Source organism: Cyanobium sp. BA5m-21 (assembly GCF_024346235.1).
GTDB lineage: Bacteria > Cyanobacteriota > Cyanobacteriia > PCC-6307 > Cyanobiaceae > Cyanobium_A > Cyanobium_A usitatum.
Genome location: NZ_JAGQCO010000058.1, coordinates 1 through 13,054 on the forward strand (window position 1 = coordinate 1; position 13,054 = coordinate 13,054).

The window sequence follows — 13,054 nt, forward strand, 5'->3', positions numbered from 1 at the left end:
AAGCAAGTCCGCTAATCCAATAGCCCCATGACAGCAAATCAAAGCAAGTCACTTGATTTCGGAGCCACTCAGCTTCTTGAAGCACCAGCGAGGTTTTCTCGCCGAAGAACTGATGACGTAGAAACTGCCACAAGCGAAGATCAATTTCGCAACCAGCAGCTACTGAATACACCGTCAGCATTCACCGCAAACGACAATGCTGCTTTTCACATCGCAGTAAGAGCAGCATACCGGCAGGTATTCGGCAATGTTCAGCCGATGGAAAGCGAGCGACTGCTGAGTGCCGAATCAAGATTACGGAATGGGGACATAAACGTACGGGAATTCGTACGGAGATTGGCCCAATCTAGTTTTTATCGCTCACGCTTCTTTGATGCCGTATCTCCGCATCGAGCAGTTGAGCTTAACTTCAAGCATTTGCTGGGCCGCCCCCCGCAGAATCAAGCAGAGGTTGCTAGCCATGTGGCATTAATCGCCACAAGTGGCTTTACCGGCGAGATCAATAGCTACCTTGATTCCGATGAGTATCTAAAATGCTTCGGCGAGGAAACAGTTCCATACCCAACAAGCTGGAACTCACCAGTAGGCCAGCCTCAAGCAGCGTTCAACAGGATCGCAGCACTTGAGCAGAATTTCGCTGGCAGCGACACAGCCGTAGGAACCAAAAGTCAACTGCTAGGCAATCTAGTTAGCGGCTACAGGCTCTCAATAAAAGTGCCTGCACAGGTTTACCGATCTGGTTCCCTAAGTCAGATGGGTAGAACAGCGGCTGGTTCGAACGGAATGTTAGTGCCTGTCAAGCGGAACAGTGCCGATGGAGGCGACTCGACACCGATGCGTGGTGATCTATACGTTGGCTTTGGGCTTGGCCAGCGCCAGCAGGAAGTATTCGAGCGCTGCAACGGTGATTCAGCAGATCAGATTACTGCGCTGATCCGCTCGGTATACCGCCAAGTGCTGGGCAATCCCCATGTAATGGACAGCGAGCGCAACTTAACAGCAGAAAGCCAGTTTGCTGAGGGAAGGCTCAGCACCCGTGAATTTATAAGAGCTATTGGACTCTCTGCAGACTATCGCCGTCGCTTCTTCGAAACAAATGCTCCCTACCGTTTTGTTGAGCTGAATTTCAAACATATTTTGGGGCGTGCACCCGCATGTCAGGCCGAGATGAGTGAGCATCTACAAAGGCTAGCCATTCACGGCTATGACGCAGAAATCAACAGCTACGTTGATAGCGAAGAGTATCAGAACACCTTCGGCGAGAATACTGTTCCCTACCTGCGTGTAGCAACTGAAAATGGTCGCGAACAGGTTTCCTTTAATCGACACATAGCACTAGTTCAAGGCTATGCGGCCAGTGACACCATTCAATGTGCCTCAAGCCTGCTAAATTCGGTAGCAACAAGATCTGCACCTACAAACTGGACAAATACAACCGTACGGATTAACAGGCTTGGTGCAGCCTCTGGATCAGCTGATCCCACATCCAAGCGGTTCCGTATTGTCGTCAATGCCCAGCCTGCAGGCGGCCGCCAACGCAACCCGAACGCCAGCTACGTAGTAAGCGGCAATGACATTACAAGCCAACTGGGATACATCCATAGACGCGGTGGTCAGATCATTTCTGTGACCGAAATCACCTAGATGACTATGGCTCATTTTTCGGAACAATAGCTAACTTCTTCACTCCCTCTCCCCCTACCAACCCAAAAACAATGGAAATCGAAACTCTTGACCGGCCCAATTCGGGTTTACGCCAATCAGAAGCTCAAGCCCAGCTGAAAGCCGCCTACCGCCAAGTATTTGGCAATGCACACCTCTTTGATGAAGAGCTCTCAGTCTCTGCAGAGAGTCTATTCATCAACGGCGACCTCACTGTGCAGGGGCTGATCAATGCCCTAGCCCTGTCCGACAGCTATCGGCGTCTCTTTTTTGATGCAAATGGTCCCTATCGGTTTGTTGAACTAAACTTCAAGCATCTCCTAGGCCGCGCCCCACGAAATCAAGCTGAACTGAGCAAGCATGTTCAGCTCCTGGCCACAGAAGGATACGAAGCAGAAATCAACAGCTATATATACGGAGCCGAGTATCTAGAGGTCTTTGGCTTTGATACAGTACCTTATGACAGGGGAGTGGCAAGCCAGAAAGGTGAATCGACCCTTACATATAACAGAACACGTGCCTTGACTTCAGGCTTTGCAAGTTTTGATGGTGACGGGCAATCACAATTATTAGTCAGCCTGGCGACCAGATCAGCCCCCGGAGGCAGTCAAAAGACTCCCGGCCCAGGAGGTCGCAACAAGCAGCGCTACGCTATTCGCTGGACAAGCGTTAATCCAGTCGGCCTAAATCGACGGGTAACGCAAACGACAACCGTTCCCTTCAGCTCGCTATCATCAGCCATCCAATCAATTCATCGACGCGGAGGTCGCATCACCTCAGTAAAGGAATCCTAAATCAAACTAAACCGGAGGCGATTCAAAGCCTTATTATAGATATCAAGGCTTTGAATCGCCTCCCAAAAGCATCAACAGCAAGTACTCAGGCTGCAATCCATGAATTTAAAGGACAAAGACTATCGCAAAGCAGAGTGCACTCAGATTGATCGGAGCACTGAAGAAACGCAGCCTGCGATCAACATGATGATCGATACATGGGTACACATGGTTCAGGCAGGTCGTCTGCCAGTTGCAAGGACCACTCACAGAAACAAGGCCTGAGCAGCGTTGATGCAGCTGGAATCTTTTGTAGCTCGTAGCCTAGGCCGCTGGCGATCCATGAGAAGTGGTCATTCTCTTGCTTTTCAGCAATTTGAGGATGTTCGCAGTTCAGTATTGATTGAACCAATTGGACTCCAAGATCCGTTGGTACTTAAGTTAATTAGAGACTGCAAGATACACGACGCCAAACCCCTTCTGCCATTCCGAATGGAATGGAATGCAGAAAGTGACTGGGAGCCAGATGGCCCCAGTGAAGTATCAGCAGGATCATGCATCCTCGTTCCAATCCCAACTGATAATCAAAAAGGAATCTTACTGCGAAGCGCTGGATACGCAGAGGCCGAGCAAGCAGTATCAAACTATGCTTTTTTAGAAGATGATACTTTTACACTCACTACCCAATATGGTCAATCGATTGCAGAGGAAAGGATCTGGTTCGTATCTGAGAACGTTCGCTGCCGCTCATCAGTGCTGCGAACTTCAGCCGGCTCAGGAATACTGCAAACCTCCTTCGCATCTGAAATCAGACGGTTAGATTCCTTCAGCCAGTAGAGTTCGCCATGATAGGTATTACCCTAAAATTCGCTAAAATTCTAGCTGGACACTACAGTAATTTCTCTCAGTCACAGAGCGATCCCGTAAATTTTGCCCATATTAACATCTATTTTCGCCCTCTGCCTTGGGAAGTATTTCAGGGCCCTGGTTTTTACTCCGAGCAGAGCTATGGGCACGATCCTTGGCGACCTTATAGGCAAGGTGTACATCGACTGATTTCGACCGAGAAGGTGCAGATTGTTGAAAATTTTGGATTCGACCAACCAATTCGCTTAGCTGGAGCAGGCTTCACGCCTAAACTGCTCAAGCTAATTCATATTGATCGCCTTCAACAACGCTGCGGTTGTGCGATGCATTTCCAAGAGACGACACCGGGTTGCTTCAGCGGAAAAGTAGAGCCTGGTAATAAATGCCTAGTGCCACGCGATGGGCGGCCTACCTATCTAGTGAGTGAGGTGTTGGTTGATCACGAAAACTGGATTAGTAGAGATCAGGGTTTTGATCCAGCTACCAATACCTTGCAATGGGGCTCCGAACATGGGCCACTACGTTTTGAACGCGTGGCTAGCTTTGAAAATGAAGTCACAGCTGAGTGGGCACATCTAAGTAATCATAAGGGAGAAGAATCTGAACAAATTGGATAAAACAGAAACCATACAAGCTGACGGACCAGCTATCCAGCAATTCCGTAGCTGGATCCGCTCGCAGCACCTAATTTGCCAAGGCCAAGACTTTATTTTTGAAACAATTGATCATAGTCAGCTTGAGCGTTTTGAAGCCTGCCTAAATATGCTTGATGGGCAAGTGCGGTCTGTAAGAGCAATTGGAAACTGGCCCATGGGGCCCCGTCGAACATTCAAGATACTGAGAGCTGAAGCAGCTGTGCCGAGGCCCAAAGGCCTGGAAATTCAACGCTACTGGGCTGAGCGTGGGTCCTTTCAGACCCGGTTTTCTGAAATAAGCAGTTGACGCCTACGATCTACAAAAATATCAGGATCCTGCACGGCAAAAGCATTCTGTAATAGCTGAATTATTTCATGGTTATTCCCAACATCAATTGAATCAAGACCTATCAATGCAGCATAACGTAGCTCCCAGCTTGGCGTGAAATCGGAGGACAAAAGCTGCCTCACACTTTTGCACCATATATCAGGAAAGTGTTTATTCAAAGCCAAGCAAGCAGCCGCTCTTGATTTACCGAATTGTGGGCGCTTGCTGTTCATAGCTTCCAGCAGCAATGCCTCAATGACAGGAGTAGCAGCGGAAGGCCAGATATCCACACTGCCAAGAAGCTGAATGAAGAAATAATGAGCACCATAGTCATTATAAGCATCCTCCTGCCATCGCTTCCAGAAAACAGGCCAGAGCTCTTCTACTGGCCTATGCTTCAATGTGGACAATGCTAGGTAGCAACGGCTAAAGTCAGTACCAAAAAACTCATCAAATAAAAATAATATGGTTGGTTCAGTGTCGTAGCAGTGCGCCAAGACCAAACCTTCTGGCTGATCCCACATCAGCGAATCTAAACAAGTAAGCAGGTCAATGCCTGCGTGTTCTTTGTCTTGGCCCGGCCAGAGTGTCCGCAGAGCGCGCAACCTGAACACAGGGGACACGGGCGCCTTGAGAATCGAAGGCAATAGATATGTAGCCCGACAGTCAATTAAATCCTGAATCGCCGACTGCCGGTCCATTTGGTTAGGCAGGGTCAGGTGGTCTTCCAATTCTTGAAGGCGACTGCCATCTCCACTGAGCTGTGCAACCCCGGCCAAAGCAGCGCCGCGAACCCCTGGATTCGCCTCATCTTGCAGCGATTGAAGTACGGGCAAGGCCGCATGCACTTCTAACCCCACAAGAGCCTGGATAAGAACCCGGCGGCTCTGGCCTGGATCATTGAGCAGCGGGAGCATTGCCTGATGGAGTTCAACATCCTGGCAATTGAGCTGAAGAAGGGCCCAGGCGGCATTTTCAACGAGATAGTGATCATTGCTCCTTAGGCAACGCCCAATGCTGGGGATGGCCCGTTGAACCCCAAGCCGGCCCAAAACTTCGACCGCTTTGCGGCGCGCAAGGTTAACCGCCTGTTCGCCCGAAGAATTATCAATGAGCCTCAATAATGCCTCCTCCGTTTTATCGCCGGGGAAATTCACGAGATGGGCGGCCGCCATGTAGTAGTCGCTGGCAGAATCAAGCGAGTCAAGAGATTGTTCAAGAATCGCTAGCGCATCATGGTGGCTGAGCCCGGGATGGATATTGTCGTAACTGTTGCTGGAGCTTGCCAAAATACTGTCCTCAGAAGTCAAAGTGGACGCGGCTGTGGAGCTCAAAGCAGAGCTGCTTCCAACTCTGATAGCCGGCAGGGCAAGAGCGCTGAAAGTTTAAGAGTTATGTGTCTTGATGCAACCCAGCCAGGAAGCGTTCAATATGAACCCATCTAAATTAGAGGCACAATGGGACCCCATCAATGTGGTGCGCTTTTACTTGTTACAAGCATCAATTCTGAAACTCCCCAGAGGGTTGCTCAGAAGCTGCGAGTTCCGCGCCATATGCTGAGCCACACTATGCAGCAACTACACCAGAATGGAATCCCGGTTACGTCGGTATGTCTGATGGAGGCGGCCAGCTCAGTTTCCGCAGTGGCGACCACAGCCTCTACGGATCCAGTCGAATCACCCAAGTCTGGACAGCAATCACCTCGCCGCCGCCGCAAATAGCCCAGCTCAGCCTTGAAGCTCGAACACACCATCAGGAGCACGCCCCTGTTTGAGCAGATCCCAGTTGATTGACTGAAGGAAAGCGGCGGTGTTCAGAGTCTCCACCACATCGACCCCCCAGTCACTCTGCTGCAGCAACGCTCCAGAGGCGCCTTGATCGTCCTTGCGTCCACCTAAGGCCAACAGCTGGCAATCATGATCAGTAGCACCTGCAGAGCAGCGAAGCTGTCGCCAGGCCAGGAGTACGGCATTGGCCAAATCGACGGGCAGCAGGTCGGCTTCCACCTGAACCAACCAGTGAGGGTGGCTGACTGCCTGAACCCGGACATCGGTGGACAGGTGTGCAACGAGACCAGCCGCCAGTTCCGCGGAATTCAAGCCCTTCAGGTTGTCGGAAACCACCTGAAGGTTGTGGGAGAGCAAAAAGCGTGTCATGTCCTGATCTTGTTAAGCCCACCATAGGATCGCGGCGGCTATCCCTGATAATTAGTTCAATAGGAGGGACCCTTGTCTGCCGAGCTGTCCGCTACCCCCGCATCTGGAATCCAGCAACTGAGCGTTGAGGAAGCCAACATTCTTGCTGCAGAGCTTCGTTCCCAACTTCGTCAGGGGTTAGTTCCTTCATCCGACACCCCAGCTATTGAGCGCATGGTGGCTGGTCTCGGCGATACCAGGGGCTTGATGCGGCTCACCTTTGCCGAAAGCCTTGGAGCAGTGGGTGCTGCAGCGGTGCCAACTCTCTGCCGTGCATTGCAGTCTCACGACAACGTCACCGTTCGACGCGCTGCAGCTAAGACTCTGACCCTGATTGCAGATCCAGCTGCCTTGCCCGTTTTACTCGAAACCCTACTCTCAGATTCGGATCCCGTTGTGCAGGGATCAGCGGTCGGAGCGATGGCTGCAGTCGGCGAGCAGGCTCTCAATCCACTCCTCTCAGTGCTGGTTCATCCAAAAGCTTCGGCCATGCAACAGGGGCTGGCCAGCTGGGGGATCGCTTTTATCGGCGCCAAGGCGCCCGAAGCGCTTCGCCAAGCAGCCAGCTCGCCGGATGCCAGGATAAGAGCGGCAGCAATAGCAGCTCTCGGCGAACAGATCCAGTCTTTGGGGGATGACGAGGCGAGACAGCTGCTTCTAACCGCGCTGGATGACCTGGACTCCGAAGTGCGGGCAGAAGCTGCAACGCTGATGGGGAAGTTGCAGGAGCCAGAATGGGCCTGCCCGCGCCTGCTCCCCCTGCTCACCGACTCGGAAGAACAGGTTCGCAAAAACGCTGCTCTATCGCTGATGAAGCTAGGGGCCAGGGATGCATTGCCTGACTTAAAAGCAAGTGTGGAACAGGAAGTACAACCTGGTGTCAGATTAGTGCTAGAGCTAGCGATCAGTCAGCTAAGCAAGTGAGGATAACAATCGTCTCGCGTCAGCCCGGCTGAGGTTGACGTGCTTGCAGTTCCCTTATTCGAGCCAAGGCTGATTCAAGGGTCTCTCGCACATAACTATCTAACTTTGGTTGGTGCTGCAGATCCTTAAGAGTCGGTTCAATTGCAGGATCATCAATCTGGGCGAGTGCATTGACAGCTGCTACCGCCTGGGCTGGATTATCACCGCCCACCACTCTTAGCAACAGCGGCACCGCCTGCCCACCAACCTGCCCAAGGGCCATCACCGAAGCAACAGCCACAACCGGTGAGTCGTCGCTAAGTGCCTCCTCGAGAGCCTGCATCGCTGTCTCGGGGAAATGGATCCCAGGCTGGTTTGAAGCCACCTGGGCATAGGCCTTCACGCAGCTGGCGCGGATAGTGCTGTCCGTGCTAGCCATAAGAAGATCCGCTAAGGGCAGCAAGGCTGCCGCGCCAAAGGCGCCAATACCACGAACAGAAGCCCTGCGTAAAGCTATATCCGGTTGGGCCAACAAACCAAGCAGGCGAGGTAGAGCTTGCTGAGGCCAATCCCTGACCATAGCCATAAAAGCCTGGCTTTGAATATAAGGATTAGGGTGGGCAAGATCATCAAATAAGATATCTAATGCTTCCATTTCCATCGAGGAGAGGGGGTAGGCGACGGCTCATTTTCACACAAAAAAGGAGGCCCGAAGGCCTCCCTGGTTTGTCCTCAACAATTAATCAGAAACTGATCAGGAGAGGGCGTTAATGGCGTAATCAAGGTACGACTTCAACTCATTGAGAGCCTGGGGGCTCATGTCACGAGGGGAGCAAGCCCGATCGCGGGTGAAGGTGAGCGCTTCCACGTAAGCAGCGGTAGGCAGACGCAGGGTGCGGTACACCTCACGGGCTCCGGCAATGCCCCACTCATCGAGAGGGCCAGTGCCGCCCACAACCAGGCAGTAGTTGATCAGACGCAGATAGTGAGCGATGTCGCGGTAGCACTTGTCCACCTTGACCTGGTTCTCACCAGCTTCGCCAGCTTGCTTGAGGTAGGGGTACTTGCTGAAGCAGGCGTCACCAGCCTCCTTGGTCACTTTGTCCAGACCGGCAGCCAGCTTTTCAGCAGCTTCAAGGCGAGCAGTAGCTCGCTGAATGTTGCCCTGAACAGCTTCCAGGTCGTTCTGGGAGGGGAAGCGACCAGCGGCATCAGCGGCGGTCACAACAGTGGTCACAACAGACTTCATCGTGAAGATCCTCGTTTAATTGAGTAGTAGTGGTTTAAAAAAAGCAATCTCTTCGGATGAATCAGCTGAGGCCGCTGATCACACGGTCAAAGTAGGTAGCAGCTTCAGCCACTAGAGCGGAGCAGTCGCCCTGAACGGTTTCCATCTTGCGGAAACGGGTTTCCACAGGGTTGGTGCCGCTGGTGTTTGTCTCGTTGATGTGAGCTGTGGAAGAAGCCTTCATGATGGCCACGGCGCGAGCGGCAGACTGAAGGGGAACGCCCAGAGCGATGTAGGTCTCCTTGAGGCCGTTCAGGCAGCGGTCGTCCAAAACCGATGCGTCGCCTGCCAGCAGCGCGTAGCTGATGTAGCGAAGCACAATTTCGCCATCGCGCAGGCAGGCGGCCATGCGGCGGTTGGGATAGCAGTTGCCACCAGCCTGGATCAGGCCAGTGTTTTCGCAGATCATGCCGGTGACTGCATCTGAAACGATGCAGGAGGCATTGCTGGTGATGGCGTTAACAGCGTCTAGACGCTTATTTCCCTCAGCAACATAGTTACGGAGAGCAGCGAGCTCACCGCCTCCAATAGGGGCAGTCTTCGAATCTGCGCTGACGACAGCGCGTGAAAAGGCGTCGAGCATGGGAAAGGGGCCAGGGGTGCTTGTGCTTAGCCAATTGACAGCCAGTGAAGATCGTTAGATCTGTTCAGGTCTGTATGGCGTAGCTGCCTCTCGGGGAAGGCGTAAGGGGAAACTACGGTCATCTCCCGCCTCAGGCCCCCCATCAAGCCAATCATGCAAACTTTCGTCACCCATCGCGCTCGGACTTGAAAAGTGCAGCGCTGGCAAAGGGTTTTGGCAAGGGGAAGGCACGCACTCCCTCCTAATCGCGGAACAAAGCACCAGGAGATTTATCTTTTCTTCCATTTTCACCATGGATGCGACCCATTTGAAGCTGCTCTAGTGGATCGCAGCGGTCGACTCCGTATGCTGACATCCGCCCAATCCAACCCATGACCGACGGCACCACCGCTCGCGCCGACACGTCTGCAATCAACGGATCCGATCCCAGCCGGCAGGAGTTGGAGGAGTCGATTGATCAGCTAGCGGCCTACCGCGATCGACTTATCAAAGATGTGATCGGCATGGGGCAAAGACTGAAGCTCCCTCAGAAGCAAGTCGAATTCACCCTGGCTCAGCACCCCGAGCTGCAGAAGCTAGAAGCAATTCTGGCTCAGCTTGAGTCCCAGAAGTCCGAGCAGGACTAACCCCCATCCCCCTCACCCGCCCGTGGCACCCATGGACCCAGCCCGAACGATGGACCAGTTCTTGGCGGCCAGTCGAGGGGCCTGGCTGACGCGACGGGCTGTGCACCACCTCGACCACCAAGATGATGAATTCGGCGATTCCAATCTTGTTATCGAGCCCTTCTCCGCTGAGGATCCAGCCGTCGAGCAGATATGTCTAACTCTTAATATCAATCCTCTTCTAGCAGCAGGAGGGGCCCGTTTCTGGTGGGAGAGCAATCTAAAACCCCTAACCAGAACAGAAGATCAAGCGGCTGTATTAATAGATATCCCTCTAGCAGGAGATCCCTCTCAGGGTTTCCTGGTCCGTGACAAGGGCTACGTGGAGAAGCAGCCCGTCCTCAGTCAATACACCTTTTCCAGCGATGGCGTCATGACCGTTACCACGCGCTATGACAGCAATGTCGGCACGGAGCGCTGCTGGTTCGTCACGGATCAGGTGCGAATGCGGGTGAGTTCAGTGCAGTGTCTCGATGGTGTGTCGATGACCACCTACTGCACGGAGCTTCGTTGCCCCTCCGACGCAACTCTGCAGTCGCTTCGGGAAAGCGCCGATTCCATGGCCGCCGGTTTCCGTTAACCCACCCTGCTCCTGATCGCTCCGAGATGTTTGACCCTTTTTTGCAAGAGCTCAATAGCAGGCTGGAAAGGTCTGGAGCGCAGCCCATTGCCCCACCCGATGGGCTAGCTGAATGTCACTCCCCGAAGAGGCAGAGCGTGATCCAAAGCTGGCTCTGGCAGGTGCCTGGGTTCCGGCGCTGGCGGGTGACCAGGATGGACGCGGGGGACAGCCTGCAAGTGTTGAATTCGGTGGCCTATCCCGAATACAACAACGATCAGCCCCTTATGGGAATCGATCTCCTTTGGTTCGGCACCCGCGGCAAGCTGGTCGCAGTGCTTGATTTTCAGCCACTACTGCAGGATCAAAATTATCTTGACACCTATTATCAAGGCCTAAAAGAACTTATTTCTCGCCACCCGGATCTTCACGGTGCTGAGGCCATGCGCTCATTTGATCCAAACCAATATTTTTCGCCCTGGCTGCTGTTCTGCCGTGGAGGTGCTGAGGAGGCGCAGGAATCGTTGCCTAGGGCTTTCACTGCCTTTCTCGACTGCTACTGGCAGCTCAGTGCCGAAGCGGGCCAACGCACCTCCATAGTTACAGCAGAAAGGGTTAGGAGCCTGCAAGAGGCATACGATGTCTACAGCGCCGAAAGAGATCCGGCTCACGGCCTGTTTAGCAGCCATTTCGGTAAGGCCTGGTCGGATCGCTTCCTGCACGAGTTCCTCTTCCCCTCTAGCAAGCAGCAATGACAGCACCGCAAAGATGCAGTCTTGATCAGGTCAGAATCGCCAATTGGCGTTGGCAGCCCTTTCTTGATCATGCAGTCGAATTGCTTCAAGCGTTGGAGCCAGCCGCCTACCCCGTGCCGGAGCAGTTTCTGCAAAAAATCGGATCCACCGGTTCGAAGGCACATCCGGTAGTTGTGCAAACTGCAACCTGGGCCTGTCAAACCAACAAGCTTCGCCAGGTGAGGGCCGCCTGCGTGGAAGCGGGGCCAGCAGCGTCCGTGCTGAACCTAGTTATCAATCCCCACTGCCGTTTTGATCTGCCTTTCTTCGGAGCCGATTTGGTCACGCTGCCCTCAGGCCATCTGCTTGCCCTTGACCTGCAGCCAGTCGACCGCAGCGATTCCCTCCATACCCAACCTGTCTGGGATCGCTTGCTCCCAATTTTTAACAGCTGGAAACCTCACTTACCCGATGGCGGGCCTATTCCTGCCGAAGCGGAACCTTACTTTTCGCCTGCATTTCTCTGGACCCGCCTGCCTTTGGGAGCAGCCTCCGATGAGCTGATCGCCACCGTTATATTTCAAGCCTTTGCTGAGTACTTAAAACTTTATTTACAACTCGTGCATGAAGCGGCTCCCGTAGCAGATGATCGCTCAGCGATATTGCTCAATGGCCAACGGCGCTACACCAGCTACCGGGCAGAGAAAGACCCGGCAAGAGGGATGCTCAGCCGCTTTCATGGCGCAGAATGGACCGAAACATATATCCATGAGGTGTTGTTTGATCTGGATAGACACTACCCTGAGTAAAAAGGAAATCACAGCAAGCCGAGGGCATGAAGAGGCCCACTGCCCCTGATCAGCTCCACTAGAAAAGCGGAGAGTCCGAGCATAGCTAAGCGGCCATTCCACACTTCTGAGCTGTTGTTCCAGCCCCAAGACCACTTATCTTGGGGGTATAGCTTGACAGTGCTGGGCAGAGCGGCCGCCTGGTCAAGATTCACTTCGGGCCCTTCCAGGGCATGTTGAACGAGTCGCGCAAGCCCCTGGATGAACGCAGGGTTGGTGTCGAGCGCAGGAACACGGCGAAAATTAGTGATGCCCGACTCAAAAGCCAGCTTGCGGTACTCGATGTCGATCTCTTCGAGGGTCTCGATGTGTTCGCTCACAAAACTGATCGGCACAACTACCAGATCCTTCACACCCTGCCGTCCCAGCTCCTCCAATGCCTCGTCGGTGTAGGGCTTAAGCCACTCCACAGGGCCCACCCTGCTCTGGTACGCGAGGGTGAAAGAGTTGCTGTGGCCCAATGTGGCCTCCAGATTCTCGATGATCAGCCGGGCGCAGGTCTCGATCTCCCCTTGGTATGGATCTCCCGCTTCCTCCACGTAGCTCCTGGGCACGCCGTGGGCACTGAAGAACACGTGGGCGCTGGCAGGGTCTGGGCAGGCCTGGATCTCGCGCGCTATCAGCCCGGCCATGGCGCCGATGTAGCCCCGATCATCGTAATAGCTGCGGATGCATCGGATCGGCAAAGCTGCAAAAACAGAATCAGACTGGCGAAGACGCTGAAGCTCCCTGAAGCTGGAGCCGCTGGTGCTAATCGAGAATTGGGGGTAAAGAGGCAGCACCACTACCTCATCCACGGCGTCGGCTTTGATGTCTGCCACCGCCGATTCGGTGAAGGGGTGCCAGTAGCGCATTGCCACGTAGGTGGTGGCCTCGATCCCAAGCAGGCGGAGGCTACTCTGCAACTCCCGCGCCTGCTGCCCAGTGATTCGCCGCAGTGGTGAGCCGCCCCCAATGGACCGATAAGCATCCTGCGACTTACTCGCCCGCAGGCTACTGATCAGCCAGGCCAGT

At 53.7% G+C, this 13,054-nt stretch carries 15 protein-coding genes; 9 read left to right on the forward strand and 6 right to left on the reverse strand.

Going from position 1 to position 13,054, the window contains the following annotated elements:
* The first annotated feature begins 27 nt into the window (after positions 1-27).
* From KBY72_RS12690 to KBY72_RS12705, 4 genes are all read left to right on the forward strand, one after another.
* On the forward strand, positions 28-1,644 hold the full coding sequence (locus KBY72_RS12690; protein WP_254961259.1) for a phycobilisome rod-core linker polypeptide: 1,617 nt from the start codon (positions 28-30) through the stop codon (positions 1,642-1,644).
* A 71-nt stretch (positions 1,645-1,715) separates the two neighbouring features.
* Positions 1,716-2,456: a phycobilisome rod-core linker polypeptide gene (locus KBY72_RS12695; RefSeq protein WP_254961260.1), complete on the forward strand. Its 741-nt coding sequence runs from the start codon at positions 1,716-1,718 to the stop codon at positions 2,454-2,456.
* 273 nt (positions 2,457-2,729) lie between these two features.
* Positions 2,730-3,272, forward strand: a complete 543-nt coding sequence (locus KBY72_RS12700; RefSeq protein ID WP_254993737.1) for a phycobiliprotein lyase — start codon at positions 2,730-2,732, stop codon at positions 3,270-3,272.
* 8 nt (positions 3,273-3,280) lie between these two features.
* Positions 3,281-3,919 (forward strand): chromophore lyase CpcT/CpeT, encoded by a 639-nt coding sequence (locus KBY72_RS12705; RefSeq protein WP_254961262.1) that lies wholly within the window; start codon positions 3,281-3,283, stop codon positions 3,917-3,919.
* Positions 3,920-4,213: 294 nt separating this feature from the next.
* Here the strand turns inward: KBY72_RS12705 and KBY72_RS12715 are convergent, their stop codons facing one another.
* Both KBY72_RS12715 and KBY72_RS12720 read right to left on the reverse strand, forming a co-directional pair.
* A complete protein-coding gene (locus KBY72_RS12715) occupies positions 4,214-5,554 on the reverse strand; it encodes a HEAT repeat domain-containing protein (protein WP_254993738.1) in 1,341 nt (446 codons plus the stop codon).
* Positions 5,555-5,992: 438 nt separating this feature from the next.
* The gene (locus KBY72_RS12720) at positions 5,993-6,421 is read right to left on the reverse strand and encodes a DUF2656 family protein (protein WP_106632840.1); all 429 of its coding nucleotides are present in this window, start codon (positions 6,419-6,421) and stop codon (positions 5,993-5,995) included.
* Positions 6,422-6,493: 72 nt separating this feature from the next.
* Here KBY72_RS12720 and KBY72_RS12725 point away from each other — a divergent pair, with 72 nt between their 5' ends.
* Positions 6,494-7,384 carry a HEAT repeat domain-containing protein gene (locus KBY72_RS12725; RefSeq protein ID WP_106632841.1) on the forward strand — a complete coding sequence of 297 codons (891 nt, stop codon included), beginning with the start codon at positions 6,494-6,496 and terminating at the stop codon, positions 7,382-7,384.
* Positions 7,385-7,403: 19 nt separating this feature from the next.
* On the opposite strand, the gene KBY72_RS12730 is transcribed toward KBY72_RS12725, so the two are convergent.
* The 3 genes from KBY72_RS12730 to cpeB form a co-directional block, all read right to left on the reverse strand.
* Entirely contained in the window at positions 7,404-8,024 is a 621-nt protein-coding gene (locus KBY72_RS12730) for a HEAT repeat domain-containing protein (RefSeq protein ID WP_254941609.1), read from the reverse strand.
* Between the two features lie 93 nt (positions 8,025-8,117).
* Positions 8,118-8,612, reverse strand: coding sequence for a class 1 C-phycoerythrin subunit alpha (gene cpeA, locus KBY72_RS12735; RefSeq protein WP_106632843.1), 495 nt, complete (start codon positions 8,610-8,612; stop codon positions 8,118-8,120).
* A 61-nt stretch (positions 8,613-8,673) separates the two neighbouring features.
* Complete coding sequence (cpeB, locus tag KBY72_RS12740) at positions 8,674-9,234, reverse strand: class 1 C-phycoerythrin subunit beta (RefSeq protein WP_197148055.1); 561 nt, start codon at positions 9,232-9,234, stop codon at positions 8,674-8,676.
* 371 nt (positions 9,235-9,605) lie between these two features.
* Here cpeB and KBY72_RS12745 point away from each other — a divergent pair, with 371 nt between their 5' ends.
* From KBY72_RS12745 to KBY72_RS12760, 4 genes are read left to right on the forward strand one after another with little or no spacing between them, the layout of a single operon-like run.
* A complete protein-coding gene (locus KBY72_RS12745) occupies positions 9,606-9,860 on the forward strand; it encodes a hypothetical protein (RefSeq protein ID WP_254961265.1) in 255 nt (84 codons plus the stop codon).
* A 31-nt stretch (positions 9,861-9,891) separates the two neighbouring features.
* Entirely contained in the window at positions 9,892-10,479 is a 588-nt protein-coding gene (locus tag KBY72_RS12750; protein ID WP_254961266.1) for a phycobiliprotein lyase, read from the forward strand.
* 26 nt (positions 10,480-10,505) lie between these two features.
* On the forward strand, positions 10,506-11,213 hold the full coding sequence (locus KBY72_RS12755) for a 15,16-dihydrobiliverdin:ferredoxin oxidoreductase (protein ID WP_254993739.1): 708 nt from the start codon (positions 10,506-10,508) through the stop codon (positions 11,211-11,213).
* Positions 11,210-12,001 carry a phycoerythrobilin:ferredoxin oxidoreductase gene (locus tag KBY72_RS12760; protein ID WP_254931800.1) on the forward strand — a complete coding sequence of 264 codons (792 nt, stop codon included), beginning with the start codon at positions 11,210-11,212 and terminating at the stop codon, positions 11,999-12,001. The genes KBY72_RS12755 and KBY72_RS12760 overlap by 4 nt, the downstream gene beginning before the upstream one ends.
* 8 nt (positions 12,002-12,009) lie before the next feature.
* Here KBY72_RS12760 and hemH read toward each other — a convergent pair.
* A partial coding sequence (gene hemH, locus KBY72_RS12765) for a ferrochelatase (protein ID WP_254993740.1) occupies positions 12,010-13,054 on the reverse strand: 1,045 nt, incomplete at its 5' end.